The following is a 26,338-nucleotide window of genomic DNA, read 5'->3' as shown; positions in this document are numbered from 1 at the left end:
CTGTCGGTGCGGTCCGACACGCGATCGGCGCGCGGGCCGAAACCGCCGGCCGCGCCGGGCGGCCACAGTTGCCTGACCCGGCCCGCAAGGCCTCAGCCCCACCGAAAGGACGACCCATGACACAGCCCACCGCACGACTGCCGCTGCTGGCCGCCCTGGCCATCGCCACCGCACTGGCCGCCTGCAGCAAGCAGGAAGACGACCGCACGGCCGGCCAGCGCCTGGACGGCGCCATCGCCGAGGCCAAGCAGACCGCCGAAGAAACCCGGCGTGACGCTCAGCAGGCCATGAACACCGCCGAGAACTCCGCCGCCCGCGCCGCCGACAAGACGGCCCAGGCCACGGGCGATGTGGCCATCACCGCCAAGGTCAACGCCGCGCTGGTGGCCGACGACAAGCTCAAGGCCACGCAGATCAACGTCGACACCAAGGAAGGCCATGTCACGCTGACCGGCCAGGCGCCCGACGCGCAGTCGCGCGAGCGCGCCACGACGCTGGCGTCCGCGGTGGACGGCGTGAAGCACGTCAACAACCAGCTGGTGGTCGCGCCCAAGAACGGCTGACCCCCGCCGGCTTCGCCGGATGGCAAGGGCGCCCTCGCGGGCGCCTTTCTTTTGGGTAATCCCGACCGCTCGGTCGGCGTATCGCCGATACCATCGGCGGCGACTTCACCCCGCAACGCGCCATGGACCTCACGATTGCCGCCATCCTGGGCCTGGACGGGCTGACCAACGGCGCCATCTACGCCCTCGTCGCGCTGGCGCTGGTGCTGGTCTTCTCGGTCACCCGCGTCATCTTCATCCCGCAGGGCGAGTTCGTCGCGTTCGGCGCGCTGACGCTGGCGTCGCTGCAGGCGGGCAAGGTGCCGGGCACGGTGTGGCTGCTGGTGATGCTGGCTGTGGCCGCAGCCGTGCTGGACGCAGTGCAGGCCGTGCGTGAGCGGTGGTCATGGGAACGCATCGCCAGGCGGGTCTCGAGCAGCGTCGTTCCGCCATTGATGATCGCTGGGGTCACGAGGCAGTGGGCCGCGCAGGAACTGCCGCTTTTCGTCCAGGTGTTGCTGACGCTGGCCATCGTCACCGCGATGGGCCCGCTGCTGTACCGCGTGGCCTACCGCGCGCTGTCCGGCGCCACGGTGCTGACGCTGCTCATCGTCTCCGTCGGCGTGCATTTCGCGCTGACGGGCCTGGGCCTCGTGTTCTTCGGTGCCGAGGGCTACCGCACACCGGCGTTCTGGGAGGCGCGTTTCGACGTCGGCCCGCTGAGCCTGACGGGCCAGACGCTCATCATCTTCGCCGCGTCGGTGGTGCTGATCGCCGCTCTGTTCCTGTTCTTCGAACGCACGCTGACCGGCAAGGCCTTGCGCGCCACGTCCGTGAATCGCACCGGCGCGCGGCTGATGGGCATCTCCGGTGACGCAGCGGGGGCGATGAGCTTCACGATGGCCGCCTTCATCGGCGCGCTGTCGGGGCTGCTGATCGCGCCGTCCACGACGATTTATTACGACACCGGCTTCCTGATCGGCCTGAAGGGCTTCGTCGCCGCGGTGTTCGGTGGCCTGGCCAGCTTCCCGATGGCGCTGGCGGGCGCCATCGGCGTGGGGCTGATCGAGAGCTTCGGCTCGTTCTGGGCCAGCGCGTTCAAGGAGGTCATCGTGTTCACGGTGATCCTGCCCATCCTGTTGTGGCGATCCTTCGTCGACCCGCATCACGAAGAACATTGATGACGACGATGAAGCGCTCTCCCTTCCCGGTCTCCGCGGCCGTGGCCGCCGTGCTGCTGCTGGGCCTGCCGCTGCTGCCCGTGCCGGACTTCTGGATCACGCAGCTCAACTACATCGGCCTGTTCTCGCTGGTGGTGCTGGGCCTGGTGCTGCTGACGGGCGTGGGCGGCCTCACGTCGTTCGGCCAGGCGGCGTTCGCCGGCGTGGGCGCCTACGCCACCGGCTACCTGACGACGGTGCTGGGCCTGTCGCCATGGCTGGGCCTGGCGGCCGGGCTGGCCGTCACGGCGGTGCTGGCGCTGGTCATCGGCGCGCTGACGCTGCGCATGTCGGGCCACTACCTGCCGCTGGCCACCATCTGCTGGTGCCTGGCGCTGTACTACCTGGTCGGCAACCTGGAGGCACTGGGCAAGTACGACGGCCTGCTGGGCCTGCCGGCCGTGACGCTGGGCGACTTCAGCTTCCAGAGCGAGCGGCGCATCTACTGGCTGATCTGGGGCGCGGCGCTGCTGGCCGCGCTGGGCGTCACGCGGCTGCTGGACTCGCGGCCGGGCCGCATCATGCGCGCGCTCAACACCCACCGCGGCGGCGGCGCGACCATGCCCGAGGCGATGGGCGCCAGCACCTTCCGCTACAAGCTGGTGATGTTCGTCATCGCCGCGCTGCTGGCCTGCGTGTCGGGCTGGCTGTACGCGCACATGCAGCGCAGCGTGAACCCGTCGCCGTTCGGCATCAAGTTCGGCATCGAGTACCTGTTCATGGCCGTCGTGGGCGGCATCGCCACGGTGGGCGGCGCGTTTGCCGGCGCGGCGCTCGTGAAGCTGGCGGAAGACCAGCTCAAGGTCTGGCTGCCGCTGGTGTTCGGCGGCTCGGGCAACTACGAGATCATCGTGTTCGGCATCGTGCTGGTGCTGGTGCTGCGCTTCGCGCCGGACGGCCTGTGGCCGCTGGTGTCCCGCCTGCTGGCCCGCGTGCTGCCGGCGCGCGGCGCGAAGGCGGTGGACGAGAGCGCGCCGCCGCTGAGCTCGCGCAGCCACCCGCCGCGCGGCGCGGCGCTGCTGGACGTGCGGGCCATCCGCAAGCAGTTCGGCGGGCTGGTGGCCGTCAACGACATCAGCTTCCGCATCAGCGCCGGCGACATCGTGGGCCTCATCGGCCCCAACGGCGCCGGCAAGAGCACCACGTTCAACCTCGTCTCCGGCGTGCTGCCGCTGACCCGCGGCGAGGTCGAACTGCTGGGCCAGCGCGTGGATGGCCGCGAGAGCCGCGACATCGCCCGCGCCGGCCTGTCGCGCACCTTCCAGCACGTCAAGCTGGTGCCCGACATGACGGTGCTGGAGAACGTCGCGCTGGGCTGCTACCTGCGCACCAGGAGCGGCGCGCTGGCCGCCATGCTGGGCCTGGACCGCGCCGAGGAGCGCCAGGCCCGCGCCGAGGCGATGCGCCAGCTGCGCCGCATCGGCCTGGCCGACCAGGCCTTCGAGCTGGCCGGCAACCTGGCACTCGGCCCGCAGCGGCTGGTGGAGATCGCCCGCGCGCTGGCCAGCGACCCGTCGCTGCTGCTGCTGGACGAACCCGCCGCCGGCCTGCGCCACAAGGAAAAGGAGGCGCTCGCCGAGGTGCTGAAGCAGCTGAAGGCCGAGGGCCTGTCGCTGCTGCTCGTGGAGCACGACATGGACTTCGTCATGAAGCTCACCGACCGCATCGTCGTCATGGAGTTCGGCCGCTGGCTGATGGAAGGCACGCCCGCCGAGGTGCAGGCCAGCCCGGCCGTGCGCGCGGCTTACCTGGGAGCGGACGAATGAGCGCTCTCCTTGAAGTTGCCGACCTCCACGCCGGCTACGGTCGCGCCGAGGTGCTGCAGGGCCTGAGCTTCTCGGCGGCCGAGAAGAGCGTCGTCACCGTCATCGGCCCCAACGGCGCGGGCAAGTCCACGCTGCTGGGCGCGCTGATGGGCCTGATCCCGTCGCGCAGCGCGGCGCTGAAGTTCGCCGGCGAGGACATCGCCCGGCTGACGCTCGAAGAACGCGTCATGGCCGGCCTGGCGCTGGTGCCCGAGAAGCGCGAGCTGTTCGGCACGATGACGGTGGAAGACAACCTGCTGCTGGGCGGTTGGCGGCCCATGACGCTGGGCGACCGGCGCTGGCGCGACGGGCTGGAGAGCGTCTACGCGCGCTTCCCGCGGCTCAAGGAGCGCAGGGCGCAGCAGGCCGGCACGCTGTCCGGCGGCGAGCGCCAGATGCTGGCGCTGGGCCGTGCGCTGATGGGAAGACCGAAGCTCCTGATGCTGGACGAACCCAGCCTGGGCCTGGCCCCGCTGATCGTGCGCGAGATCTTCGCCATCGTCGACGACCTGCGCGCCAGCGGCGTCGGCATCCTGCTCGTCGAGCAGAACGCCCGCGCCGCGCTGCGCGTGGCGGACCACGGCTACGTGCTGGAGACCGGCGAGTTCGGGTTGAGCGGGCCGGCGGATCGGCTGGCGGCGGATCCGAGGGTCATTGAGACGTACCTGGGCGCTGGGCAGACTAAGAAGGCATGAGCAATGCAGAGCGTTGCCAAACAGGTTGAAACGCAGGCCCTCGCAGCCCTTGTGCGGCATCCTTTGCACGCTGAGGCCACAGGATGGGCGTACTGCGCGAGTGACGTGTATGAGCAACCGAAGTCATTCGTTGACCGCTTGCGACTCGCCGAAGAAGACAAGGAGCGCATCCAGATGGGACTCAGGGATGTTGAGGCCGTGCTGGTTGTGAGCTTCTGGGCTTCGGAGCGCAAGCCAGAACCGCTGTCTGGCGCTGGCAAGCACTACGCCTTCTTCCTTCATCCGCAAACATTTGAAGTCCTGCATTCCGGAGTCGGTGCGTGGCGCGCATAGCCAAAAGCAGTGCGATGCGATGCACTTTCAAGGAATTTTGCGAAGAGCCTCCTGACCCGGTGCCGAGCTGCCGGGAGTCCGCCCCGGCGGGCGGGTAACTTTCTCTGTCGCGCCAGAGAAAAGTCACCAAAGTCAGACGCGAGAGCGCAGCGGGTCGCTTCCCTGTGCAAGGCCGTTGGTTGCTTTCGCGCGCCGCTCAAGGCGGCGCAGCGATCGTGTGCGGTTCAGGGGCCTCTTCTTTGGTGACTTTCTTCTGGCCCCGCAGAAGAAAGTTACCCCGCCGCCGGGCGGGACTCCCGGCAATGCAGCGATGAGGCGCACACCCACGCCAAAGCATCCACGCGGTCTGGAACTTAGGAGCGGCGGCCCCAACGGGACACCGGCTATCCACTCACTGCGCCGTGAGCCCGCCGTCCACCGCCACCGACTGCCCCGTCAGGTACTTCGCCTTGTCGCTGGCCAGGAACACGATGGTTTGAGCGATCTCGTCCACCGTGCCGAAGCGCTGTGCCGGGTTGCCGGCGCGCATGCCGGCCTTGGCGTCCTCGCTGCGGCCGACAAAGCGCTCCAGCATGTCGGTCTGGATGGGGCCCGGCGCGACCGCGTTGACGCGCACGCCGGCCGCCGCGCCTTCCAGCGCGGCGCTCTTCGTCAGGCCTTCCACGGCGTGCTTGCTGGCCACGTAGACCGAGGCCCCGGCGAAGCCGATCAGCCCCGCCACCGATGACAGGTTGACGATGGCGCCGCTGCGCTGGGCCAGCATGACGCGCATCTGGTGCTTCAGCGCGAACAGCATGCCGCGCACGTTGGTGTCGAAGATGGCGTCGTAGTTTTCGGCGGCCTGCTCGGTGAGCGGGCCGGTGGCGCCTTCGGTGCCGGCGTTGTTGACGGCCACGTCCAGGCGGCCGAAGCGCTCGACGGTCTGCTCGACGAGCGAGCGCACCTCGGCCTCGTGGCGCACGTCGGCGCGGATGAAGGTGGCGGCCGCGGCGCCTTCGGCCTGCAGCTCGGCGGCCAGCGCCTGACCGTCGGTGTCGCGGCGACCGCTGACGACGACGGTGGCGCCTTCCCGGGCGAAGGCGAGGGCGGTGGCGCGGCCGATGCCGGTCAGCGCGCCGGTGACGAGGACGACGGGGGATGCAGTCATGTGAAGCTCCTGAAAGAGAAGTTGATTGGGTGACCTGACTGTGATTGCCGCCTGTCTGCTCCGGTAGCCGTCGCAGCTGCCTATGATTTATTCCACTTGGGACTGAAAGGCGGGCATGGCGGACCGGTTGCAGGCGATGCAGACGCTGGTGCGGGTGGTGGAGCTGGGCAGCTTCTCGGCCGCGGCGCGCGAGCTGGGCAGCACGCAGAGCGCCGTCAGCAAGCAGGTGGCTGCGCTGGAGCGGCAGCTGGGCGCGCAGTTGCTGGCGCGCAGCACGCGGGCGCTGCGGCTGACCGAGGCCGGCGAGCGCTACGTGGACGAGGCGCGCCGGCTGGTGGCCGAGATCGCCGAGGCCGAGAGCCAGCTGCGCGCGGGCGAGCACCGGCTGCAGGGCTGGCTGCGCGTGGCGGCGTCGGGCAGCTTCGCGCGGCTGAAGCTGATGCCGCTGGTGCAGAGCTTCCTGGCCGCGCACCCGGGCGTGAAGATCGACCTGCGGCTCAACGACGGCTTCGTCGACCTCGTCGAGCAGGGCATAGACATCGCCGTGCGCATCGGCGAGCAGCCCGACTCCAGCCTTGTTGCGCGCCGCATCGGCACCGTGCGCCGGGCCGTCGTGGCGCGGCGCGGCTATTTCGAGCAGATCGGCAAGCCGCCACCGGCCAACCCGCTGGCGCTGCAGCAGCACGACTGCATCGTCTTCAGCGAGCTGCGCGCCGGGCCGACCTGGACCTTCGAGGCCGGACCGGGGGCCGATGCGCCGCCGGGCACGCTCGTCAGCGTGCGCGTGGCCGGCAGCCTGCGCACCAACAGCGGCGAGGCCGTGCGCGAGGCGGTGCTGGCAGGCATGGGCCTGGCGTATTCACCGCACTGGCTGCTGGAGAAGGAGCTGGCCCGTGGGGACGTGGTGCTGGCCATGCCGAACTGGCAGGGCCAGGCCTTGCCTATGCAGCTCGTCAGCCCGCCGCAGCGGCGGCTGTCGGGCAAGGTCAAGGCGTTTGGCGACCACCTCGCCGCCGGGTTGGCCGGCGGCTGACGCTCAGCCCGCGCGCCGCCAGGCCAGCAGCAGGTTGTTGGCCGGCATGTCGACGCGCTCGTGCAGCGCCAGGCCGGCTGCGGCTGCTTCCGCTGCCACGTCCGCCAGCCGGCGCAAGCCCCAGGCCGGGTTGCGCGTGCGCAGGTCGGCGTCGAACGCGAGGTTGCTGGGCGCCGTGGGCTCGCCGTCGACGACGTAAGGCCCGTAGGTGATGAGCATGCCGCCGGGCGTGAGATGCCGCGCGGCGCCTCGCATCAGCCCGGCCGTGCAGGCCCACGGCGCGATGTGGATCATGTTGGCGCAGTAGATCGCATCGGCCCGCGCCGGCGCGCCGGCCCAGTCGGCGGCCAGCACGTCCAGCGCGATGGGCGGGCGCACCCGGGGCAAACCCTGGCACCACGCGGCGATGGAGGGCAGGGTGGCGGCGTCGAAGTCGCTGGGCTGCCATTGCCAGCCGGCCAGGCCTTCGCTGAGGAAGGCCGCGTGCTGGCCGGTGCCGCTGGCGATCTCCAGCATCACGCCACCGGTTGGCAGCAGCTGCTGCAGCTGGGCGAGGATGGGCGGGCCGTTGCGTTCGGCGGCGGGGCTGTGGCGGCGTGCGGGGGTGTCCATGGCGGCATCTTGCCCTGCCGCCGCCGCGCCGGTTCAGCTCGACGAGCTGATCCCCGGTTGCCGCCGAGCTGTTGACTTCACGCCAGTCGTCCCGCCTGGAAGTCCCGCACGGCCTGTACCAGCTCGGCCTCGGTGTTCATGACGAACGGACCGTACTGCGCGATGGGTTCGCCCAGCGGCCTGCCGGCCACGAGGAGGGCGCGCGTCGGCTGCTCGCCGGCCGTCAGGCGCACGCCGTCGCTGCCCGCCGTGTTGGCGAGGATGGCCATGCGGCCCGCGGGCTGCAGGCAGCCGCTGGCGAACTTCAGCGCGCCTTCGTACACGTAGACGAAGGCGTTGTGCGTGGCCGGCAGCGGCTGCTCGAAGCTCGCACCGGCGGGCAGGTGCACGTCCAGGTACAGCGGCTCGGTCACGTCGCGCTGCACGGCGCCCGGCACGCCGTGGCTGGCGCCGGCGATGACGCGCACGGTGACGCCGTCGCGCTGGAACTTGGGCACGTCCGCACCCTGCACGTCCCGGTACCAGGGCTCGCGCAGCTTGTCTCTGGCCGGCAGGTTCAGCCACAGCTGGAAGCCGGCCATGCGGCCCGCCGTCTGCTCGGGCGTCTCGCTGTGGATGACGCCGCGGCCGGCCGTCATCCATTGCACGCCGCCGTCCGACACCAGGCCCTCGTTGCCGGCCGAGTCGCGATGGCGGATGCGGCCCTGAAGCATGTAGGTGATGGTCTCGAAGCCGCGGTGCGGGTGGTCCGGGAAGCCGGCGATGTAGTCGTCCGGGTTGTCCGTGCCGAAGTGGTCCAGCATCAGGAACGGGTCCAGCCGGCGCTGCAGGTTGTTCGTCAGCACGCGGTTGAGCTTGACACCGGCACCGTCGCTGGTCGGCTGACCGGCGACGAGGCGTTCAACCTCGCGCGGTTGGTTCAACAGGGATGTGGCGACGGTGCTCACGATGCTTCCTTTCAGTTGAATTCGGGCCGAGCGCTGGGCCGCTCCCGAGCCGGCCCGCCATGGCGATGTGCTTGCGGCTCAATGCCGCAAGCATCGCCGTCACCTCGGGGGACCGACCAAGGTATTGCCTTGGACGAGGGGTTTCAGGTTCAGGCGGCCAGCAGTTCGGAGATCTGCGCGCGGGCCTGGGCCAGGCCTTGCTCGGCCGCGAAAGCCATGCCCTCGGCGTAGACGAACTCCACGTCCGTCATGCCCAGGAAGGCCAGCACGGTGCGCAGGTAGGGCGTCATCTGGTCGCTGGGCTGGCCGCGGTGGACGCCGCCGCGGCTGGTGACGATGTAGACCTTCTTGCCAGTGACCAGACCGACGGGCCCCTTCTCGCTGTACTTGAACGTGACGCCGGCGCGGGCCACCGCGTCGATCCAGTTCTTGAACTGGGCGGTGACGTTGAAGTTGTACATGGGCACGCCGATGACGAGGGTGTCGGCGGCCTGCAGCTCGGCGATCAGCGCATCGTCCAGCGCGACGCGGGCAGCCTGTTCGGGCGTGCGCTTGTCGGCCGGCGTGAAGAGGGCGCCCAGCGCGGCTTCGTCCAGTACGGGCTGCGGCGTCACGGTCAGGTCGCGCACGGTGACCGTGGCGGTGGGGTTGGCGGCGCGCAGGCCGGCGGTCAGTTCGCTGGCCAGGCGGGTGGAGACGGAGCCCTCGGCATCGGTGGCACGGCGGGCGCTGGCGTTGATCTGCAGGATGTTCATCTGAAGCTCCGGGAAACGGTCGGTTGCGATGGGATGAACTCTAGGATTGCTAGATCAGCACCAGAAGTTGTTGATTTGCATAAGATTGTTCCATTGATGGATCAATCAAGCCCCTCGTCCAAGGCAATACCTTGGCCGGTCCCCCGAGGGGACGGCGATGCTCGCCGGATCGACCGGCGAGCACATCGCCAGACGGGCCGGCTCGGGAGCGGCCCAGCGCTCGGCCCGCAAACTGAACCTTGGAACGTGTATGGAACCCGATGCCGATGACTTGCTGCTGTTCGCCCGCGTCATGGAGGCCGGCAGCTTCAGCCGGGCCGCCGAGCGCGTGCACTGGCCCAAGAGCACCGTCTCCCGGCGCATCGCGGCGCTGGAGGCGCGGCTGGGCGAGAAGCTGCTGCAGCGCTCCACGCGGCGCCTCGCGCTGACCGACTTTGGCGCCGGCGTGCTGGAGCATGCACGCATCGTGGCCGCCGAGGTGGACGGCGCACTGGCGCTGGCCCTGCACCGGCAGCGCAAGCCGAGCGGCCGGCTGCGCGTGAGCATGCCGGCCGACTTCGCCGAGCGCGTGGCCACCGGCATGCTGGCCGAGTTCGTGCGGACCTATCCCGAGGTGCAGCTGGAGCTGGACCTGACGCCGCGGCGCGTGGACGTCATCGGCGAGGGGTTCGATCTGGCCATCCGCATGGGTCAGCTGGACGACGACAGCCAGCTCGCCGCGCGCAAGCTGGCCACGACGCACTGGGGGCTGTACGCGTCCACCGACTACCTGGCGCGTGTGGGTGAGCCGCTGCTGCCGCAGGCGCTGGACGCGATGCACGGCCTGATGCTGCGCAGCCGCACGGGCGAGCCGGTGCCCTGGCATCTGCAGCGCGACGGTGCCGAGCCTTATGTGGCCAACCCGGTGCAGCGCACGCTCGCCAATTCACCCAGCCTGCTGGCGCAACTGGCGCTGGACGGCGTGGGCATTGCCGGCGTGGACCGGCTGCTGGTGCGTCACTCGGTGGAGCTGGGCCGGTTGCAGCGCCTGCTGCCCGAGTGGGAACTGCCCGGTTCCAGCTGCTGGGCCGTGTTCCCGGAGCGGCGGCTGATGCCGCTGCGCACCCGGGTGTTTCTGGAGGCGATGTCGGCGCTGTTGCAGTCGTGCCCGGCGCCGGGCGCCTGAGCCCGAAGGAGCAGGGCCGCCCTACTCGTCGGTGTTGTTGAACGCGAACTCGATGGCCACCTCGCGGGGCGCCTTGATGGGTTCGAAGCGCCATTGCCGCACGGCCTCGACGGCCGAGATGCCCAGGCGGCTGTGGCTGGCGGCGATGGTCTCGGCCTTGCTGACCGTGCCGTTGGGCGCGACCGTGAACTTCACGCGGGCATAGCCGTCGCGGAAGGCGGTCTGCTGCATGGCCCGCGGGATGCCGGGGTTGACCTTGGACAGCAACTTCAGCGGCACCTCTTCCTCCTCGACCGCGGGTGGCGGCGGGGGCGGGGGCTCCACGGCGGCGACGGCCGTGGGTATCGGCGCCGCCGGCGCCGGGGTAGGCGATGCGGCGGCCACCAGCACCGGGGCCGGTTCCGGCTCGGGCTGCGGCGCAGCAGCCACCGGGGCTGCGGCGGCCTGCACCGTGGCAGCCGGCTTGGGCGCAGCGGCCACCGGAGCCGCCGCAGGCTTGCGCGCGACGGGTGCCGGCGCGGGCGGCGGCGCGGGCGGCGGCGGAGGCGGTGCGTTGGCCGGCTGGCGGTTGGCGCCCTTGTCGCCGTTCAGCTTGATCCAGTGAAAGACGGCATCCGCCGCCTTCTGCGCCCGCTCCAGCCCGTTGCCCGGCTTGGCCGGCTCCGGCGTCTGGGCAACGGCCGGCTGGCCCAGCATCAGCAGGGCGGTGGCAATGGCGGTCAACTCTAGCGTTAGGGCGGTACGCGTTCCGGAGCGCATGGCAGATTGACAAAGGCGAGTGGGGAGGGCGGCCGCTGACTCTAGTCAAGCCCGGGCGTCGTGACAGCGGGGTTTGCCCCGCGACACGCGCATTTTCCTGCGCGTTTGCGGCAAACCGTCACGCCGGCCCGAGCAGCGCGCGGCAACGCTTCTCGTGCTGGCGAATCTCGGCGAGCGTGACCTCGATGTCGTCGCGCTGCTGTTCCAGCTGCTCGCGGTGCCGCGCCAGGATGGCCAGGAAGGCGCGCAACTGCGGCGCGGCGCTGGCCTGGCTGTCGTACATGTCGACGAGCTGCTTGATCTCCTGCAACGCCAGCCCCAGGCGCTTGCCGCGCAGCGTCAGCTTCAGCCGCGTGCGGTCGCGCGGCGTGTAGACGCGGTTGCGGCCCTTGCGGCCCGGCTCCAGCAGGCCGGCTTCCTCGTAGAAGCGGATGGCGCGCGGCGTGATGTCGAACTCGGCGGCGAGCTCGGTGATCGTGAAGGTCGACTGCTGCGGCTCGGTCGCGGCGGAGACAGACTTGCGGGGAGGCATGGCTACACTCAATTGACGTAAACGTCAGTCTAAGTCGGCTATGGGCAACCCTCGCGAATCGGAACTCCATTACCCCCTGGGCGAAACCCTGCCCGCTCCCGGCGAGGCGCTGGACCTGGCGCCCGGCGTGCGCTGGGTGCGCATGGGTCTGCCGTTCGCGCTGGACCACATCAACCTGTGGCTGCTGCGCGACCGCATCGACGGCCGCGAGGGCTGGACCATCGTCGACTGCGGCATCGCCAGCGACGACACGCGGGCCAACTGGGAGAAGGTGTTCGCCGAGCGGCTGGACGGCCTGCCGGTGCTGCGCGTGATGGCCACGCATTTCCACCCCGATCACCTGGGGCTGGCGCACTGGCTGACCGAGCGATGGGGCTGCCGTCTGTGGGTGAGCGCGACCGACTTCAACCTCGCCCGGCTGGCCAGCAGCTCCACGGTGGGCATGGGCGGCGCCAGCGCGGCGGCCTTCTTCGGCAGCCACGGGCTGACCGACCCGGACTCGCTCGACAAGATCCGCGCCCGCGCCGACTACTACCCGAAGATGGTGCCGGTCGTGCCGGCTGCCTACCGGCGGCTGATGGACGGCACCGAGGTCGAGATCGGTGGGCGCAGCTGGCGCTGCATCGCCGGCTACGGCCACGCACCGGAGCACATCAGCCTGTTCTGCGAGGAGGCCAAGCTGCTGATCTCCGGCGACATGGTGCTGCCGCGCATCTCGACCAACGTGTCCGTCGTCGACGTGGAGCCCGAGGCCGACCCGCTGACGCTGTACCTGCAGTCGCTGACCCGCTACCTGGACCTGCCCGCCGACACGCTGGTGCTGCCGTCGCACGGCAAGCCCTTCACCGGCCTGCACCAGCGCATTGACCAACTGCGCGAGCACCACGACGAGCGGCTGGCCGAGGTGGCGGCCGCCTGCCGGACCGAGCCCACGCATGCCGCCGGGCTGCTGGGCGTGCTGTTCAAGCGCAAGCTGGACCTGCACCAGACCACGTTCGCGATGGGCGAGGCCATCGCCCACCTGCACGCGCTGTGGCTGCAGGGCGGCCTGAAGCGCATGCGGGGCGACGATGGCGTCTACCGCTTCTCGGCCGCCGACTGAGCGCCCCAAGAAAAACGCCGCCCCGGATGCTCCGGCGGCGGCGTTTGTTTCATGCCCGGTACCTTCTCTCCCTCTGTGCTGCTGGCGTCAGGCCAGCTGGCGGGTACCCGTGGTGACAGCGTCGGGCCGAAGTGTTGCTGAACGTGAATGCTCCATTGCCTTGCCAGCGAGGGAATATTCACTTGCAATCAATTGCAGGCCCGAAGCGAGGCTCACTGGACCACGATGGATTCTTCCCGCAGCGCCTCGCGCGAGCGCTCGAAGTCCGGCAGCACGGAGCGCACCGTGTCCCAGAACGCCGGGCTGTGGTTCATCTCGCGCAGGTGGGCCAGTTCGTGGGCGACCACGTAGTCGATGATCGCCGGCGCGAAGTGGATGAGCCGCCAGTTCAGCCGGATGGAGCCGTCGGCGCTGGCGCTGCCCCAGCGGGTCTGCGCGGATGACAGCCGCAGCGACTTCATCGCCACGCCCAACTGCTCTGCGAAATGCCGGCAGCGCGGCAGGAAGTCTTCCCGCGCGCGGGCTTGCAGCCAGGCCTGCGTCAGGTCGCGGATCTGCTCGGCCGCGGCACCGTGCGGCAGCGGCAGGCGCAGCTCCCGCGTCGTCTCGTCCCAGATGACCTCGCGCCCGGCGGGCGCGACAACCAGGGTCAGCGGCTGGCCCAGGTAGGGCAGGCGGCCGCCGTCCACCCATTCGATGCGGGCGGCCTGCATGCGCTGCTGGCGTTCGCGCTGCTCGACGAGCTTGCGCAGGATCCAGTCGCCCTTGTGGTGCAGCGCGCGTTCAATCTCGGGGATGGGCACCCAGCGCGGCGCGCTGACGCGCAGCCCCTGCGGGCCGACGACGAAGCCGATGGAGCGCCGCCGCGCGCGCTTGAGCTCGTAGCCGATGCGGTGCTGGCCCAGGTAGAGCTCGCGGCGCGAACGCGCCGCGCCGGGGTCGGCCGGTTCGACGTCGGCCACGGCCTCGAACAGCGACAGCTGGCTGTCCTGCAGGAGCGGAGCCGGGCGCTTGGGCGGCATGTCTAGTGCTGGTTGGCGGTGCCGGCCACGCCGGCGGGCGGAGGGTTGCGGTAGGCCTCCGGGTCGAGGCGGCGCATCTCCGACTCGATCCAGTCCTTGACCTCCGTCATCAGCTCGCCCGGCTGGCGGCCCTCGGGGCGGATCTGCTTGCCGATGGAGATGTCGACGACGCCGGGCTTGAGCAGGAAGCTCTTGCGCGGCCAGCAGCGTGCGGCCGTGGCGGCGATGGGCACGACGGGCAGGCCCGCCTCGATGGCCAGGCGCGTGCCGCCGGTCTTGTACTCGCCCACCTCGCCGCGCGCGATGCGCGTGCCCTCGGGGAACATGATGACCCAGTTGCCCTGGCCGCCCAGGCGCTTGCCCTGCGTGAGCACCTTGTTCCAGGCCTCGGTGCGGCGGCCGCGGTCGATGTGGATCATGTCCATGCGCGCCATCGCCCAGCCGAAGAACGGCACGTAGAGCAGCTCGCGCTTGAAGACGTAGGCCAGCGGGTGGCTGAACAGCGCCGGGTAGGCGAAGGTTTCCCACGTGCTCTGGTGCTTGGACAGCAGCACGACGCCGGCCTTGCGGTCCGACGCAGGCGGCAGGTTCTCCATGCCGTGGATGCGCCAGCGGATGCCGCAGATGATGCGCGCGCTCCAGATGGCGAGCTTCAGCCAGCCGGCGCAGGCCCAGTAGATGGGATCGCCGCGGCGGAAGATGGACAGGATGACCACCGCGGTGGCCCACGGGATGACCGTGACGATGAGAACGAGGACGAAGATCAGCGAGCGGATGGCGCTCAGCAAGTTGGACATCAGAGCAGGTCTCCGGCCTGGGTATCGGGGGTGAGCGCCTGGCCGCGCTGCTCGGCGACGCGGCGACGTTCTTCCTGGATGAGGGTCTCGGCGAAGCTCATCAGGTCGTCGTGCACGCGGGCGCCCGGCACCTGCACCAGCAGGTTGGCGAGTTCGTCGGTGTTGAGGCTGCCGAACGGGCCGGTCAGCACCAGGTGCGGGATGCAGCCGGCGTTCTGCGCCGTCAGCAGGTCGGTCAGCGACGCGCCGACCATGTGCACGTCGGGCAGCTCCACGTCGAAACGCTCGCCGATCTGCTGGATCAGCCCGGGCAGCGGCTTGCGGCAATCGCAGCCTTCCTCGGGCGTGTGCGGGCAGAAGAAGGCCGCGTCCAGCCGCCCGCCTTTCTCCGCCAGCAGTTGGTTCAGCCGCAGGTGCACGGCGTTCAGCGACGCCATGTCCAGCAGGCCGCGGCCGATGCCGGCCTGGTTGGTGGCCAGCACGGTGTGCCAGCCGTTGTGGTTCAGGCGCGCGACGGCCTCCAGTGCACCGGGCAGCGGGTCCAGCTCCTCGGGCGCCTTGACGTGGTCGTCGCGGTAGCGGTTGATCGTGCCGTCGCGACCGAGGATGACCAGCTTCATGCCGTGGGCGTGGTCGGCGCGCATCGTGGGCACGGGCTCAGGCCGCCAGCCGCGACAGGTCGGCCACGCGGTTCATCGCCGCGTGCAGGCGGCCCAGCAGCGCCAGGCGGTTGGCGCGCAGGGCCGGGTCCTCGGCGTTGACCATGACGCCGTCGAAGAAGGCGTCGACCGGCGCCTTCAGCGCGGCCAGGCGTTGCAGAGAGCCGGTGTAGTCATGCTGCTCGAACAGCAGGTCGGCGGCGGGCTGCACCTCGGCGATCGCAGCGGCCAGCGCCTGCTCGGCCGCTTCCTGCAGCAGCTCGGGCTTCACCTCGGTCGGCAGCTCGCCCTCGACCTTCTTCAGGATGTTGCCGACACGCTTGTTGGCAGCGGCCAGCGAGGCGGCTTCCGGCAGCGCAGCGAAGGCCCGCACGGCCACCAGGCGCTTGGGCACGTCGCCCAGGCGGGTAGGTGCCAGCGCCAGCACGGCGTCGACTTCCTGGGCGCTGTAGCCCTGATCGCGCAAGGAGACGGCGAGGCGGTCGGCGAAGAAGCCCAGCAGCGCCTGGCGGGTGTCGGAGGGGTTGGCCACCAGCTCGCCGAAGGTCGGCAGGGCGGCGTCGATGAGCGCCGGCAGTTCCAGCGGCAGGTTCTTCTCGACGAGGATGCGGATGACGCCCAGCGCGTGGCGGCGCAGCGCGAACGGGTCCTTGTCGCCGGTGGGGAGCTGGCCGATGCCGAACAGGCCCACCAGCGTCTCCAGCTTGTCGGCCAGCGCGACGACCGTGCCGGTGTGGTTGCGCGGCAGCGCGTCGCCGGCGAAGCGCGGCTTGTAGTGGTCTTCAATCGCGATGGCGACGCCGTCGCGCAGGCCCTCGTGGCGGGCGTAGTAGCCGCCCATGATGCCTTGCAGCTCGGGGAACTCGCCGACCATGTCGGTCAGCAGGTCGCACTTGGCCAGTTGGGCGGCCTGCCTGACCTTGCTGTCGAGCACCTTGAACTCATCGTCGGCCTCGACCGTGTAGGGCAGCGTCGCCATGCTGAGCTGGTTGACGATGGCGTGTGCGATGGCCGTGACGCGCTCGGCGCGCTCGCCCTGCGAGCCCAGCTTGCCGTGGTACACCACCTTGGCCAGACCCGGCAGGCGGTCGGCCAGCTTCTTCTTGCGGTCCTGGTCGAAGAAGAACTTGGCATCCGCCAGGCGCGGGCGCACGACGCGCTCGTTGCCGCCGGTCACGGCGGAGGCGTCGGCCGGTGCGATGTTGCTGACGACGAGGAAGTGGCGCGTCAGCTTGCCTTGCGCGTCCAGCAGCGGGAAGTACTTCTGGTTGGCCTTCATCGTCAGGATGAGGCATTCCTGCGGCACGGCCAGGAACTCGGCCTCGAACGCGCAGGTCAGCACGTTGGGGCGCTCGACGAGGGCGGTCACTTCATCGAGAAGTGCGTCGTCGTCGATGGGCGTGAGGCTCAGCGCGTCAGCGGCACCCTTGAGCTGGCGCGAGATCTCGGCGCGGCGCTCGGCGAAGCTGGCGATGACTGCGCCCTGGTCGCACAGTTGAGCGGCGTAGCTGTCGGCGGAGTCGATGCTGACCGTGGCCTGCGCCGCCTCGAAGCGGTGGCCCTGCGTCGTGCGGCCGGAGGTCAGGCCCAGGGCCTGAACCGACACGACGTCGCTGCCGTGCAGCGCGATGAGGCCGTGCGCCGGGCGCACGAACTTCACGTCGGTCCAGCCGTCGCTCAGCTGGTAGGTCATGACCTTGGGGATGGGCAGCTTGGCCAGCGTCTCGTCCAGCGCCTTCTGCAGGCCTTGGGCGAGCGTCGCGCCGGGCTGCACGCTGTCCCAGAACACCGCTTCGGCCTTGCCGTCGGGCTGGCGCTTGAGCTGCGGCAGCACCTCGGCGCCGACGCCGATGGCCGCGAGCTTCTTCAGCAGCGCCGGCGTCGCCTGGCCGTCGGCGGTGAGCGCAACGGCGACGGGCATCAGCTTCTGCTGCACCGCCTTGTCGGCGGCCCTGGCGGCGACGTTGGTCACGTGCACGCCCAGCCGGCGCGGCGACGCGAACGACGTGACGGCGGCATCCGCGGCAGCGAGGCCTTGCGCCTTCAGGCTGTCGGCCAGCACGGTGGCGAAGGACTCGCCCAGCTTCTTCAGCGCCTTCGGGGGCAGCTCTTCGACAAACAGTTCAACGAGGAGGTTTGCGCTCATCGATCAGGCCGCCTTCTTGTTCTTCAGTTCGATCTGGGCGACGACTTCATCCGCCCAGGCCTTGGGCGCCATCGGGAACCCGAGGCGCGCGCGGCTGTCGACATAGCTCTGAGCGACGGCGCGCGCGAGGTTGCGGATGCGGCCGATGTAGGCCGCGCGCTCCGTCACCGAGATGGCGCCGCGGGCGTCCAGCAGGTTGAAGCTGTGCCCGGCCTTCAGCAACTGTTCGTAGGCGGGCAGGGCAAGCTTTTCGGCCATCAGCGCCTGGCTGGTCTTCTCGTGCGCGGCGAAGGCCGACAGCAGGAAATCCACGTCGCTGTGCTCGAAGTTGTAGGTGCTCTGCTCGACCTCGTTCTGATGGAACACGTCGCCGTAGGTCAGGCCGTCGGTGTAGACGAGGTCGTAGACCGACTCCTTGCCCTGCAGATACATGGCCAGGCGCTCCAGCCCGTAGGTGATCTCGCCGGTGATGGGTTTGCAGTCGATGCCGCCCACCTGCTGGAAGTAGGTGAACTGCGTCACCTCCATGCCGTTCAGCCACACCTCCCAGCCCAGGCCCCAGCAGCCCAGCGTGGGGTTCTCCCAGTCGTCCTCGACGAAGCGGACGTCGTTCTTCTTCAGGTCGAAGCCCAGCGCCTCCAGCGAGCCGAGGTACAGCTCCAGGATGTTGGCCGGCGCGGGCTTGAGCACGACCTGGTACTGGTAGTAGTGCTGCAGGCGGTTGGGGTTCTCGCCGTAGCGGCCGTCCTTGGGGCGGCGGCTGGGCTGCACGTAGGCGGCCTTCCAGGGCTCGGGGCCGAGGGCGCGCAGGAAGGTGGCGGTGTGGCTGGTGCCGGCGCCGACTTCCATGTCGTAGGGTTGGAGCAGGGCACAGCCCTGTTTGGACCAGTAGTCCTGCAGCGTCAGGATGATTTGCTGGAAGGTCAGCATGGGGCAGGGGAGAACAGGGGGTGGCCGATTCTATTGGGCGACTCTGCGCACGGCCGTCAGTGCCAACAGGGACAAGAGCCACAGCGGCCACAGGCCCAGCGCCGCCAGCCAGCGCGCATAGGGCGTGGCACCGCTGCGGCCCTCCACCGTGGCCTCCAGCACGCCGCGCTGCAGCGCCGGCAGGCGCGCGGTGACGTGGCCCCGGTGATCGACGACGGCGGTGGCGCCGGTGTTGGTGGAGCGCGCGACGGGGCGCTGGAACTCCAGCGCGCGCATCTGCGAGAACTGCAGGTGCTGGTCCTGGATCATCACGGTGCCGAACCAAGCCAGGTTGCTGACGTTGATGAACATCGTCGCCGCCTCGGGGCCGACGGCGCTCTGCACGACGTCCTCGCCGAACAAGTCCTCGTAGCAGATCAGCGGCCGCAGCTTCTGGCCGGCGACGGCCCAGGGGCGCTGGTGCTGGCCGCGGGCCTGGTCGTCCAGCGGGATGTTCATCGCGCGCACGAACCAGCCGAAGCCCGGCGGGATGAACTCGCCGAACGGCAGCAGGTGGCGTTTGCCGTAGTGGTAGTCCGTGCCCAGGCCCACGACGGAGTTGACGAAGCCCTCGTCCGCATTGCCCAGAAAGGTGCCCAGCAGCGCCGGCCGCTCGGGGCGGGACAGCCGCACCAGCGTGGCCCGGTCCAACTCGGCCAGAGGCAGCGGCACGACGGATTCGGGCGTGATGACGACCTGGCCCTGCGACGACTCGATGAGGCGGGTCAGGATGTCCAGGTTGGCGCTGAAGCGCGCGGCGTCGAACTTCTGGTCCTGCGGGATGCTGGGCTGCACCAGCGACAGCGCGACGCGGCCGCTGGATGTCGTGAAGTCCTGCGGCAGCAGCGCGCCGGCCAGCGGCAGCAACAGCGCCGGCGCGGCCCAGCGCCAGGCGCGCTCCTTCAGCAGCACCAGCCCCGCGGCAGCCAGCGCGGCCAGCGCGGCGATGCCATAGACGCCCACCCACGGCGCCCAGCCCGCCAGCGGGCCTGCCGTGTGCGCATAGCCCGACGCGATCCACGGGAAGCCGCTGAACCACGTCGCCCGCGCCAGCTCCGCCAGCAGCCAGGCCGGCACGAGTGCCAGCAGCCGCCAGCGCCCCGGCGCGATGAACCGGGCCGTCAGGCCCAGCGCCAGCGCGTAGTAGCTGCTGAGGAAGGCAGCCAGCAGGGCCACGGCCAGCGCCGCGGCGAGCCACGGGATGCCGCCGAACTGGTGCATGCTGATGTGCAGCCACCACAGGCCCGAGGCCAGCCAGCACCAGCCGAACAGCGCACCGCACAGCGCGGCCGCCTTGGGCGTGGCACGGGCGACGACGCTGAACAGCAGCGCCTGCGCGGCGATCTGGGCCCACCAGGCGTCAGTGGGGGCGAAAGCTGCCGTGTGCAGCAGCCCGGCGGCCAGCGCGGTGGCCGCGGCAACCGCGGGCCTCACGCGCCGGACTCGTCGTCGGGCGCGCGCGTGACCTTGAACCAGCGCACGGCGCCGCCGCGCGTCAGCATGACGGCGAAGTTCAGGCCTGCCACGCGCACGGACTCGCCGCGTCGTGGCACGCGGCCATGCTCATGCGCCACGAGGCCGCCAATGGTGTCGAAGTCGTCGTCCGGCAGCGCCAGGCTGAAAGCGCCGTTGACGGCGGCGATGGTCGCGTCGCCCGCCACGCGCTGCGTGCCGTCGGCCAGCGTGTAGATGCCGGTGTCGGAACTCTGCTCGTCGAACTCGTCCTCGATCTCGCCGACGATCTCTTCCAGCACGTCCTCGATGGTGATGAGGCCGGCCGTGTTGCCGAACTCGTCGATGACGATGGCCAGGTGGTTGCGGTTGGATCGGAAGTCGCGCAGCAACTCGTTCAGCCCCTTGCTCTCGGGCACGAACACGGTGGGCCGCAGCAGCGCGCGGATGTTGAGCTCCGGCGCGCGCTGCATCTTCAGCAGGTCCTTGGCGAGCAGGATGCCGATGATGTTGTCGCGGCTGCCGTCGTAGACGGGGAAGCGCGAGTGGCCGCTGTCGATGACGATGCCCAGCAGTTCCTCGTACGGCGCGTCGATGTCCAGCAGGTCCATGCGCGGCGCGGCCACCATGGCGTCGCCGGCCGACAGCTCGGCCATGCGCAGCACGCCTTCCAGCATCTGGCGCGATTCCGGCTCGATCAGCTCGCGCTGTTCGGCCTCGGCCAGCGTTTCGATGAGTTCGGTCTTGGAGTCGGGGCCGGGGTGCAGGAACTCCAGCATGCGCTCCAGCAGGCCGCGGGCCTCGGGCGGTGGTTTGGCGGCCCCGCGAACTGGGGGCCGGCCTGAATGCGGTTCGCTCAAGGGGAGCTGTCAGGGTATTGCGGAAGGGACAGAATAGCCGATTGGTTTGACAAACCCTTGTAGTCCGGCGTCAAACCCCTATCTGCGTCGCCTTCCTTCGAAACGGTCCCCGCCATGTCCAGCAACAACGGCCTCATCCCCGCAACCATCCTCACGGGCTTTCTCGGCGCCGGCAAGACCACGCTGCTCAAGCGCGTGCTGACCGAAGCCCACGGCCAGAAGATCGCCGTCATCGAGAACGAGTTCGGCGAGGAGAACATCGACACCGACATCCTCGTGTCGGACACCAACGAGCAGATCATCCAGATGAGCAACGGCTGCGTCTGCTGCACCATCCGCGAAGACCTGCGCACGACGCTCTCCGACCTGGCCGCCAAGCGCCGCAAGGGCGAACTGCAGTTCGACCGCGTGATCATCGAGACCACCGGCCTGGCCGACCCGGGCCCCGTCGCGCAGACCTTCTTCATGGACGACGAGATCGCCGAGGCCTACCTGCTGGACTCCGTGCTGACGCTGGTGGACGCCAAGCACGCCGACGAGCAACTCAACATGCGCCAGGAAGCCCGCATGCAGGTGGGTTTCGCCGATCAGATCTTCATCAGCAAGAGCGATCTGGTCGAGCCCGCCGCTGTCGAGGCGCTGATCCACCGCATCAAGCACATGAACCCGCGCGCGCCCATCCAGACGGCGCACTTCGGCGAAGTGGCGCTGAGCAAGGTGTTCGACCTGCGCGGCTTCAACCTCAACGCCAAGCTGGAGATCGACCCCGACTTCCTGAAGGCAGACAGCCACGACCATCACCACCACCACCATGGCCATGATCACCACGACCATGAGCATGGCGAGCACTGCGACCACCCGCACCACCATCATCACGATGACGACGTGAAGAGCTTCGTGTTCCGCTCGGACAAGCCCTTCAACCCAGCCAAGCTGGAGGACTTCCTGGGCGCCATCGTGCAGGTCTACGGCCCCAAGATGCTGCGATACAAGGGTGTCCTACACATGAAAGGCACGGAGAAGAAGGTCATCTTCCAGGGTGTGCACCAGATGATGGGCTCCGATCTCGGCCCGCGCTGGATGCCGGGAGAGAAAAAACAGAGCAAGATGGTGTTCATCGGCATCGACCTGCCCAAGGACGTGCTGATGCAGGGCCTGGAAGGCTGTTTGGCGTGATTTATTGGCCCTCGCGGGCCACTTTTCTGGGGTGCGTTGGCGCTGGAATCCACATGGCTACAATCCGCCGCGCTCAAAATCGGGCAGCCGGCTGAAAAGCAGTGGGATCAAGGTCTGACACCGCGCCGATGCAACCCCAGAGCGAGGAGAAGACTGTGAGCAAGACCCCGGCCCCCAAAACCGCCGCCGCACCCGCCAAGGGCGCGAAGAAGACCGATGCCGGCGCCGACGTCGCCACGCTGGACGCGCCCGCTCCGGCCAACCGCTTCGCCGACCGCTTCGCTCCGCCGAAACCGCCAGCGCGCGGCGCCAACCACGCCGACGAAACGCCCCGCGTGGCCGCCAAGGGCGACCCCAAGCTGGCCAATGCCTGGAAGACCAAGCCGGGTGCCGAGCTGAGCGACGCCGAAGTCATGGCCATGCCGGACTCGGAGTACATGAACGCCAAGCAGGTCGAGTTCTTCCGCGCCAAGCTGGAAGGCCTCAAGAACGAGGTGCTGTCCAACGCCGGCGAGACGACCGAGCACCTGCGTGAAGACACGACCATCGTCCCCGACCCGGCCGATCGCGCGACCATCGAGGAAGAACACGCCCTCGAACTGCGCACGCGCGACCGCGAGCGCAAGCTGCTGAAGAAGATCGTGCAGTCCATCGCCCGCCTTGACAGCGGCGACTACGGCTACTGCGACGAGACCGGTGAGCCCATCGGTCTGGGTCGCCTGATCGCCCGCCCGACGGCGACGCTGTCGCTCGAAGCGCAACAGCGCCGCGAGCTCAAGCAGAAGATGTTCGGGGACTGATACCCTCAGCACATCTCATGACCGAGTCCAAGCCCGCAGATCCCAAGGAAGGCGACAGCTTCTTCCGCAAGGTTGCGCGCTTCGTTGCCAACCCGACGACGGACTGGTCCGAGATTAACTCGCGCCAGGACGACCCCGAGGGCGACCTCGCCAAGGCCGAGTTGCGCGCCATGGTGGAGCGCAAGCGCCGCAACGACTTCGTGCGCAAGCGCGAGCTCGACATGCTGCGCCGCATCCGCCGCGAAGGCCTGACGCCGGAGCAGTTGGCCGCGCTGGCGTCGTCGCCGTCGCGCATGGGTGACGACGAGCGCATCAGCGAACCCAGCTCCAAGATCGACCTCGGCGTGAAGGCCAAGATCGACGAGATCGAGCAGCAGATGGTGGGCGAGAGCTTTGCGACGACGCAGGCGGTGCCCAAGCAGCAGCCCGGCTTCTTCGAGACCAGCACGCGCCCGGTGGCGTTCGCGTCCACCGTGGCGGCGGCGCCGGCCATGGATGCGTCCGGCGGTCGCGTCAGCGAGTTCTCCACGCCGCAGGAGGTGCAGCGCCTGTCTGCGCCCACGCCACCCGCGGCCGTGACGATGGGGGCAGCCATCTCGCCGCTGTCCGACTCGCCGGCCAGCCGCCTGCCCGACCTGCCGCCGCTGGACATGCCGCTGTCCTTCACGCTGGCCGAGCCTGGTGGTGCGCCGCTGGAGGTGCAGGAGGTCGTGCACGACCCGGAGCTGGACGAGGCCGTCATCGCCTTCGCGAACGCCGACTACGACAGCAGCGAGCGCGCGCTGACCGAGCTGGTGCGCCCGGGCGGCAGCCGCAACCTGCACGGCGAGACGTGGCTGGTGTTGTTCGACCACTACCGGGCCACTGGCGCCCAGGGCAAGTTTGAGGTGCTGGCCGTCGAGTACGCGCAGCAGTTCGGCCTGTCGGCGCCACAGTGGTTTTCCATGCCCAAGCTGGTGGCCGAGTCCACCCGCCAGGCCAACCGCACGCCCATGGGCAAGGCGGGCCAGGTCAGCTGGACGGCGCCGTCGTTGCTGACGGCCGAGGACGTGGCGCTGCTGCAAAAGCGCAGCGAGACGTTGCCCATGCCGTGGGTGTTCGACTGGAGCCCGCTGGACGACATCGAGATCGAGGCCGCCATCCAGCTGCGCCAGCTGTTCCGCCACTGGGCCCAGCAGCAGGTCGACCAGCGCTGGATGGGCGGCGATCACTTCCTGAACCAGCTCAAGGAACTGGCCCCCGTCGGCGAGCGCGACACCGACCCCGCGCAGTGGATGCTGCGCCTGGAGGCGCTGCGCCTGGCCAACCGGCCGGACCAGTTCGATGAGGCCGCCATCGACTACTGCGTGACCTACGAGGTCTCGCCGCCGTCCTGGGAGCGTGCCAAGTGCCGCGTGCGCATCGGCGGTGAGGGCTCTTCGACGAACAGCCCGGCCACCAGCACCATGCAGGCCGAGGCGCAGTCTTCGTTCCTCGATACCAGCGTGCACGAGCCGGCCAACGTGGCGGCGCAGCTGGAGCTGCTGGGCCAGCTCAGCGGCGACATCTCGGAGACGCTGCGCGTCATGGGTGGCGAGGTGGGCGAGGCGACGCTTGTCAACATTTCCTGCACCAAGCTGATCCGCCTGGACTTCATGGCTGCCGGTGATCTGCTGAACTGGGTGCTGCAGCGCCGCAGCGAGAACCGCACGGTGGTCTTTAACGACGCCCATCGGCTGGTCGCGTTGTTCTTCGGTGCGATGGGCATCAATGAGCACGCCAAGGTGAAAGTCAGAATCAACTGACCGGTCTTGCGAAACTCGGGCCGAACCTCATCTGGAACGGCCTATGTCTTCTGATTCCTCCTCTGCTGCCGTCTACCACGGCACCACCATCGTCTCGGTGCGCCGCCAGACGCCGACCGGCTGGCAGGTTGCCATCGGCGGCGACGGCCAGGTGACGCTGGGCAACACCGTCGTCAAGGCCAGCGCGCGCAAGGTGCGCAAGCTCTACCGGGACCAGGTGCTGGCCGGTTTCGCCGGCGCCACGGCCGATGCGTTCACGCTGTTCGAGCGCTTCGAGGCCAAGCTGGAGAAGCACCAGGGCCACCTCGTTCGGGCTGCCGTCGAGCTGACGCGCGACTGGCGTACCGACCGCGTGCTGCGCCGCCTGGAGGCCATGCTGGCCGTGGCCGACAAGACCGCTTCGCTGATCATCACCGGCAACGGCGACGTGCTGGAGCCCGAGCAGGGCATCGTCGCCATCGGATCGGGCGGCGCCTTTGCGCAGGCCGCTGCCAAGGCGTTGCTGGCCAACACCGAGTTGAGCGCCGCCGACATCGTCAAGAAGTCGCTGGAGATCGCCGGCGAGATCTGCATCTACACCAACCAGAACCACACCCTCGAGGTGCTCGAATGAGTCACGCAGCGCCGGCCCGCCCCAAGCAGGTGACCCTCCCGCTGGGGGATCGGTCGAAGGTCTCATCGAACGAGGGGCTCCAATGAGCAGCATGACGCCTCAGGAAATCGTCTCCGAGCTGGACCGCCACATCGTCGGCCAGAACGCCGCCAAGCGCGCCGTCGCCATCGCGATGCGCAACCGCTGGCGCCGCCAGCAGGTGGACGACAAGCTGCGTGGAGAGATCACGCCCAAGAACATCCTGATGATCGGGCCGACCGGTGTCGGCAAGACCGAAATCGCCCGCCGCCTCGCCCGGCTGGCCGGCGCGCCCTTCATCAAGGTGGAGGCGACCAAGTTCACCGAGGTGGGCTATGTCGGCAAGGACGTGGACTCCATCATCCGCGATCTCGTCGAGGTGGCCGTCAAGCAGGAGCGCGAGGTGGCCATGCGCCGCTGCCAGACGCGCGCCGAGGACGCCGCCGAGGAGCGCATCCTCGACGTGCTGCTGCCCGGCTCCGACGCCGACAACGCGACGCGCCAGTCCTTCCGCAAGAAGCTGCGTGAGGGCCAGCTCGACGACAAGGACATCGAGCTGGACCTGCTGGCGCCCAAGCCCAGCCTGGAGGTGCTGACGCCGTTCGGCAACCAGCCCGGCATGGAGGACATGGCCGAGCAGCTCAAGGGCATGTTCAGCCAGTTCGGCGCCGGCCAGAAGAAGACACGCAAGCTGAAGATCGGCGAGGCGATGAAGCTGCTGGTGGACGAGGAAGCCGCCAAGCTCGTCAACGAGGAGGAGATCCGCTCGACCGCGCTCGCCAACGCGCAGGAAATGGGCATCGTCTTCATCGACGAGATCGACAAGGTGGCGTCGCGTCAGGAGCATGGCGGCGCGGAGGTGTCGCGCCAGGGCGTGCAGCGCGACCTGCTGCCGCTGGTTGAGGGCACGACCGTCTCGACCAAGTATGGCCTCGTGAAGACCGACCACATCCTCTTCATCGCCAGCGGCGCCTTCCACCTCAGCAAGCCCAGCGACTTGATTCCCGAGCTGCAGGGCCGGCTGCCCATCCGGGTGGAGCTGGACTCGCTGTCGGTGGCCGATTTCGAGGCCATCCTGAAGAGCACGCATGCCAGCCTGGTCAAGCAGTACCAGGCATTGCTGGCCACCGAGGGCGTCGCGCTGGACCTGCAGGACGACGCCATCCGCCGCATCGCACAGATCGCGTTCGAGGTGAATGAGCGCACCGAGAACATCGGCGCGCGGCGCCTCGCCACGGTCATGGAGCGGCTGCTGGACGAGATCAGCTTCGACGCTCCCAACCGCTCGGGCCAGACGCTGTCGCTGGACGCGGCCGCCGTGGAGGCCAAGCTGGGCGCGCTGGCGGCCAACGAGGACTTGTCGCGCTTCATCCTTTGAGCTGGCGCAAGCCGTCG

The 26,338-nt window shown here is 69.4% G+C and carries 26 protein-coding genes; 13 read left to right on the top strand and 13 right to left on the bottom strand.

Annotation, left to right across the window (positions count from 1 at the left end; all coding sequences use genetic code 11):
* Positions 1-116 precede the first annotated feature (116 nt).
* The 5 genes from ACG04Q_RS00640 to ACG04Q_RS00620 all read left to right on the top strand — a co-directional run bounded on the left by ACG04Q_RS00640 (position 117) and on the right by ACG04Q_RS00620 (position 4,595).
* A complete protein-coding gene (locus tag ACG04Q_RS00640) occupies positions 117-563 on the top strand; it encodes a BON domain-containing protein (RefSeq protein WP_394508853.1) in 447 nt (148 codons plus the stop codon).
* 122 nt (positions 564-685) lie between these two features.
* A complete protein-coding gene (locus tag ACG04Q_RS00635) occupies positions 686-1,723 on the top strand; it encodes a branched-chain amino acid ABC transporter permease (RefSeq protein ID WP_394508852.1) in 1,038 nt (345 codons plus the stop codon).
* A gap of 8 nt (positions 1,724-1,731) precedes the next feature.
* Complete coding sequence (locus tag ACG04Q_RS00630) at positions 1,732-3,528, top strand: branched-chain amino acid ABC transporter ATP-binding protein/permease (protein WP_394508851.1); 1,797 nt, start codon at positions 1,732-1,734, stop codon at positions 3,526-3,528.
* The gene (locus ACG04Q_RS00625) at positions 3,525-4,262 is read left to right on the top strand and encodes an ABC transporter ATP-binding protein (protein ID WP_394508850.1); all 738 of its coding nucleotides are present in this window, start codon (positions 3,525-3,527) and stop codon (positions 4,260-4,262) included. The genes ACG04Q_RS00630 and ACG04Q_RS00625 overlap by 4 nt, the downstream gene beginning before the upstream one ends.
* A 3-nt stretch (positions 4,263-4,265) precedes the next feature.
* Positions 4,266-4,595: a hypothetical protein gene (locus tag ACG04Q_RS00620; RefSeq protein WP_394508849.1), complete on the top strand. Its 330-nt coding sequence runs from the start codon at positions 4,266-4,268 to the stop codon at positions 4,593-4,595.
* 391 nt (positions 4,596-4,986) lie between these two features.
* On the opposite strand, the gene ACG04Q_RS00615 is transcribed toward ACG04Q_RS00620, so the two are convergent.
* Entirely contained in the window at positions 4,987-5,742 is a 756-nt protein-coding gene (locus ACG04Q_RS00615) for a glucose 1-dehydrogenase (RefSeq protein ID WP_394508848.1), read from the bottom strand.
* Positions 5,743-5,857: 115 nt separating this feature from the next.
* Between ACG04Q_RS00615 and ACG04Q_RS00610 the strand changes: the two genes are divergently transcribed.
* Complete coding sequence (locus ACG04Q_RS00610) at positions 5,858-6,775, top strand: LysR family transcriptional regulator (protein WP_394508847.1); 918 nt, start codon at positions 5,858-5,860, stop codon at positions 6,773-6,775.
* A 3-nt stretch (positions 6,776-6,778) separates the two neighbouring features.
* Here the strand turns inward: ACG04Q_RS00610 and ACG04Q_RS00605 are convergent, their stop codons facing one another.
* The 3 genes from ACG04Q_RS00605 to ACG04Q_RS00595 all read right to left on the bottom strand — a co-directional run bounded on the left by ACG04Q_RS00605 (position 6,779) and on the right by ACG04Q_RS00595 (position 9,089).
* A complete protein-coding gene (locus tag ACG04Q_RS00605) occupies positions 6,779-7,387 on the bottom strand; it encodes a DUF938 domain-containing protein (RefSeq protein ID WP_394508846.1) in 609 nt (202 codons plus the stop codon).
* A 77-nt stretch (positions 7,388-7,464) separates the two neighbouring features.
* Positions 7,465-8,334 (bottom strand): pirin family protein, encoded by an 870-nt coding sequence (locus tag ACG04Q_RS00600; protein WP_394508845.1) that lies wholly within the window; start codon positions 8,332-8,334, stop codon positions 7,465-7,467.
* Positions 8,335-8,483: 149 nt separating this feature from the next.
* Complete coding sequence (locus tag ACG04Q_RS00595) at positions 8,484-9,089, bottom strand: FMN-dependent NADH-azoreductase (protein WP_394508843.1); 606 nt, start codon at positions 9,087-9,089, stop codon at positions 8,484-8,486.
* 250 nt (positions 9,090-9,339) lie between these two features.
* Between ACG04Q_RS00595 and ACG04Q_RS00590 the strand changes: the two genes are divergently transcribed.
* The gene (locus ACG04Q_RS00590) at positions 9,340-10,254 is read left to right on the top strand and encodes a LysR family transcriptional regulator (protein WP_394508842.1); all 915 of its coding nucleotides are present in this window, start codon (positions 9,340-9,342) and stop codon (positions 10,252-10,254) included.
* A 21-nt stretch (positions 10,255-10,275) separates the two neighbouring features.
* On the opposite strand, the gene ACG04Q_RS00585 is transcribed toward ACG04Q_RS00590, so the two are convergent.
* A complete protein-coding gene (locus tag ACG04Q_RS00585; protein ID WP_394508841.1) occupies positions 10,276-10,977 on the bottom strand; it encodes a TonB family protein in 702 nt (233 codons plus the stop codon).
* A gap of 154 nt (positions 10,978-11,131) precedes the next feature.
* Entirely contained in the window at positions 11,132-11,545 is a 414-nt protein-coding gene (locus tag ACG04Q_RS00580) for a MerR family transcriptional regulator (protein ID WP_394508840.1), read from the bottom strand.
* 40 nt (positions 11,546-11,585) lie between these two features.
* Here ACG04Q_RS00580 and ACG04Q_RS00575 point away from each other — a divergent pair, with 40 nt between their 5' ends.
* Positions 11,586-12,647 carry an MBL fold metallo-hydrolase gene (locus ACG04Q_RS00575; protein WP_394508839.1) on the top strand — a complete coding sequence of 354 codons (1,062 nt, stop codon included), beginning with the start codon at positions 11,586-11,588 and terminating at the stop codon, positions 12,645-12,647.
* A gap of 212 nt (positions 12,648-12,859) precedes the next feature.
* Here ACG04Q_RS00575 and ACG04Q_RS00570 read toward each other — a convergent pair whose 3' ends face one another.
* The 7 genes from ACG04Q_RS00570 to ACG04Q_RS00540 are packed head-to-tail and all read right to left on the bottom strand — an operon-like array spanning position 12,860 to position 20,552.
* The gene (locus ACG04Q_RS00570) at positions 12,860-13,669 is read right to left on the bottom strand and encodes a M48 family metallopeptidase (protein ID WP_394508838.1); all 810 of its coding nucleotides are present in this window, start codon (positions 13,667-13,669) and stop codon (positions 12,860-12,862) included.
* A 2-nt stretch (positions 13,670-13,671) separates the two neighbouring features.
* Positions 13,672-14,466 (bottom strand): lysophospholipid acyltransferase family protein, encoded by a 795-nt coding sequence (locus tag ACG04Q_RS00565; protein WP_394508837.1) that lies wholly within the window; start codon positions 14,464-14,466, stop codon positions 13,672-13,674.
* On the bottom strand, positions 14,466-15,110 hold the full coding sequence (gene gmhB, locus ACG04Q_RS00560; protein WP_394509659.1) for a D-glycero-beta-D-manno-heptose 1,7-bisphosphate 7-phosphatase: 645 nt from the start codon (positions 15,108-15,110) through the stop codon (positions 14,466-14,468). Before gmhB ends, ACG04Q_RS00565 begins: the two co-directional genes overlap by 1 nt.
* 13 nt (positions 15,111-15,123) lie before the next feature.
* Entirely contained in the window at positions 15,124-17,271 is a 2,148-nt protein-coding gene (glyS, locus tag ACG04Q_RS00555; RefSeq protein WP_394508836.1) for a glycine--tRNA ligase subunit beta, read from the bottom strand.
* Between the two features lie 3 nt (positions 17,272-17,274).
* A complete protein-coding gene (gene glyQ, locus ACG04Q_RS00550; protein ID WP_394508835.1) occupies positions 17,275-18,201 on the bottom strand; it encodes a glycine--tRNA ligase subunit alpha in 927 nt (308 codons plus the stop codon).
* A gap of 30 nt (positions 18,202-18,231) precedes the next feature.
* Positions 18,232-19,674 carry an apolipoprotein N-acyltransferase gene (gene lnt / locus ACG04Q_RS00545; RefSeq protein ID WP_394508834.1) on the bottom strand — a complete coding sequence of 481 codons (1,443 nt, stop codon included), beginning with the start codon at positions 19,672-19,674 and terminating at the stop codon, positions 18,232-18,234.
* A complete protein-coding gene (locus ACG04Q_RS00540) occupies positions 19,671-20,552 on the bottom strand; it encodes an HlyC/CorC family transporter (protein WP_394508833.1) in 882 nt (293 codons plus the stop codon). The genes lnt and ACG04Q_RS00540 overlap by 4 nt, the downstream gene beginning before the upstream one ends.
* A gap of 114 nt (positions 20,553-20,666) precedes the next feature.
* Between ACG04Q_RS00540 and ACG04Q_RS00535 the strand changes: the two genes are divergently transcribed.
* The 5 genes from ACG04Q_RS00535 (at position 20,667) to hslU (ending at position 26,321) form a co-directional block, all read left to right on the top strand.
* Positions 20,667-21,728: a CobW family GTP-binding protein gene (locus ACG04Q_RS00535; protein ID WP_394508832.1), complete on the top strand. Its 1,062-nt coding sequence runs from the start codon at positions 20,667-20,669 to the stop codon at positions 21,726-21,728.
* Between the two features lie 155 nt (positions 21,729-21,883).
* Positions 21,884-22,528, top strand: coding sequence for an RNA polymerase-binding protein DksA (gene dksA / locus ACG04Q_RS00530; protein WP_394508831.1), 645 nt, complete (start codon positions 21,884-21,886; stop codon positions 22,526-22,528).
* Between the two features lie 17 nt (positions 22,529-22,545).
* Positions 22,546-24,312 (top strand): hypothetical protein, encoded by a 1,767-nt coding sequence (locus ACG04Q_RS00525; protein ID WP_394508830.1) that lies wholly within the window; start codon positions 22,546-22,548, stop codon positions 24,310-24,312.
* Between the two features lie 43 nt (positions 24,313-24,355).
* Positions 24,356-24,925: an ATP-dependent protease subunit HslV gene (gene hslV, locus ACG04Q_RS00520; protein ID WP_394508829.1), complete on the top strand. Its 570-nt coding sequence runs from the start codon at positions 24,356-24,358 to the stop codon at positions 24,923-24,925.
* Between the two features lie 82 nt (positions 24,926-25,007).
* Positions 25,008-26,321, top strand: a complete 1,314-nt coding sequence (gene hslU / locus ACG04Q_RS00515; protein WP_394508828.1) for an ATP-dependent protease ATPase subunit HslU — start codon at positions 25,008-25,010, stop codon at positions 26,319-26,321.
* Positions 26,322-26,338 lie beyond the last annotated feature (17 nt).

Source organism: Pelomonas lactea (genome assembly GCF_043555885.1).
Taxonomy (GTDB): domain Bacteria; phylum Pseudomonadota; class Gammaproteobacteria; order Burkholderiales; family Burkholderiaceae_C; genus Pelomonas; species Pelomonas lactea.
The sequence above is the reverse complement of the archived record's forward strand: the minus strand, read 5'-3'. Positions and strand labels throughout refer to the sequence as shown.

Excerpts from the sequence above, each read along its gene's own strand:
- glyQ (WP_394508835.1), bottom strand. The coding sequence starts at position 18,201 with ATGCTGACCTTCCAGCAAATCATCCTGACGCTGCAGGACTACTGGTCC.
- ACG04Q_RS00570 (WP_394508838.1), bottom strand. The coding sequence starts at position 13,669 with ATGCCGCCCAAGCGCCCGGCTCCGCTCCTGCAGGACAGCCAGCTGTCG.
- ACG04Q_RS00625 (WP_394508850.1), top strand. The coding sequence starts at position 3,525 with ATGAGCGCTCTCCTTGAAGTTGCCGACCTCCACGCCGGCTACGGTCGC.
- ACG04Q_RS00615 (WP_394508848.1), bottom strand. The coding sequence starts at position 5,742 with ATGACTGCATCCCCCGTCGTCCTCGTCACCGGCGCGCTGACCGGCATC.
- ACG04Q_RS00590 (WP_394508842.1), top strand. The coding sequence starts at position 9,340 with ATGGAACCCGATGCCGATGACTTGCTGCTGTTCGCCCGCGTCATGGAG.
- ACG04Q_RS00630 (WP_394508851.1), top strand. The coding sequence starts at position 1,732 with ATGAAGCGCTCTCCCTTCCCGGTCTCCGCGGCCGTGGCCGCCGTGCTG.
- ACG04Q_RS00635 (WP_394508852.1), top strand. The coding sequence starts at position 686 with ATGGACCTCACGATTGCCGCCATCCTGGGCCTGGACGGGCTGACCAAC.
- ACG04Q_RS00620 (WP_394508849.1), top strand. The coding sequence starts at position 4,266 with ATGCAGAGCGTTGCCAAACAGGTTGAAACGCAGGCCCTCGCAGCCCTT.
- hslV (WP_394508829.1), top strand. The coding sequence starts at position 24,356 with ATGTCTTCTGATTCCTCCTCTGCTGCCGTCTACCACGGCACCACCATC.
- ACG04Q_RS00595 (WP_394508843.1), bottom strand. The coding sequence starts at position 9,089 with ATGAACATCCTGCAGATCAACGCCAGCGCCCGCCGTGCCACCGATGCC.
- ACG04Q_RS00525 (WP_394508830.1), top strand. The coding sequence starts at position 22,546 with ATGACCGAGTCCAAGCCCGCAGATCCCAAGGAAGGCGACAGCTTCTTC.
- gmhB (WP_394509659.1), bottom strand. The coding sequence starts at position 15,110 with ATGCGCGCCGACCACGCCCACGGCATGAAGCTGGTCATCCTCGGTCGC.
- ACG04Q_RS00640 (WP_394508853.1), top strand. The coding sequence starts at position 117 with ATGACACAGCCCACCGCACGACTGCCGCTGCTGGCCGCCCTGGCCATC.
- ACG04Q_RS00565 (WP_394508837.1), bottom strand. The coding sequence starts at position 14,466 with ATGTCCAACTTGCTGAGCGCCATCCGCTCGCTGATCTTCGTCCTCGTT.
- ACG04Q_RS00605 (WP_394508846.1), bottom strand. The coding sequence starts at position 7,387 with ATGGACACCCCCGCACGCCGCCACAGCCCCGCCGCCGAACGCAACGGC.
- ACG04Q_RS00535 (WP_394508832.1), top strand. The coding sequence starts at position 20,667 with ATGTCCAGCAACAACGGCCTCATCCCCGCAACCATCCTCACGGGCTTT.
- ACG04Q_RS00580 (WP_394508840.1), bottom strand. The coding sequence starts at position 11,545 with ATGCCTCCCCGCAAGTCTGTCTCCGCCGCGACCGAGCCGCAGCAGTCG.
- hslU (WP_394508828.1), top strand. The coding sequence starts at position 25,008 with ATGAGCAGCATGACGCCTCAGGAAATCGTCTCCGAGCTGGACCGCCAC.
- ACG04Q_RS00575 (WP_394508839.1), top strand. The coding sequence starts at position 11,586 with ATGGGCAACCCTCGCGAATCGGAACTCCATTACCCCCTGGGCGAAACC.
- ACG04Q_RS00610 (WP_394508847.1), top strand. The coding sequence starts at position 5,858 with ATGGCGGACCGGTTGCAGGCGATGCAGACGCTGGTGCGGGTGGTGGAG.
- glyS (WP_394508836.1), bottom strand. The coding sequence starts at position 17,271 with ATGAGCGCAAACCTCCTCGTTGAACTGTTTGTCGAAGAGCTGCCCCCG.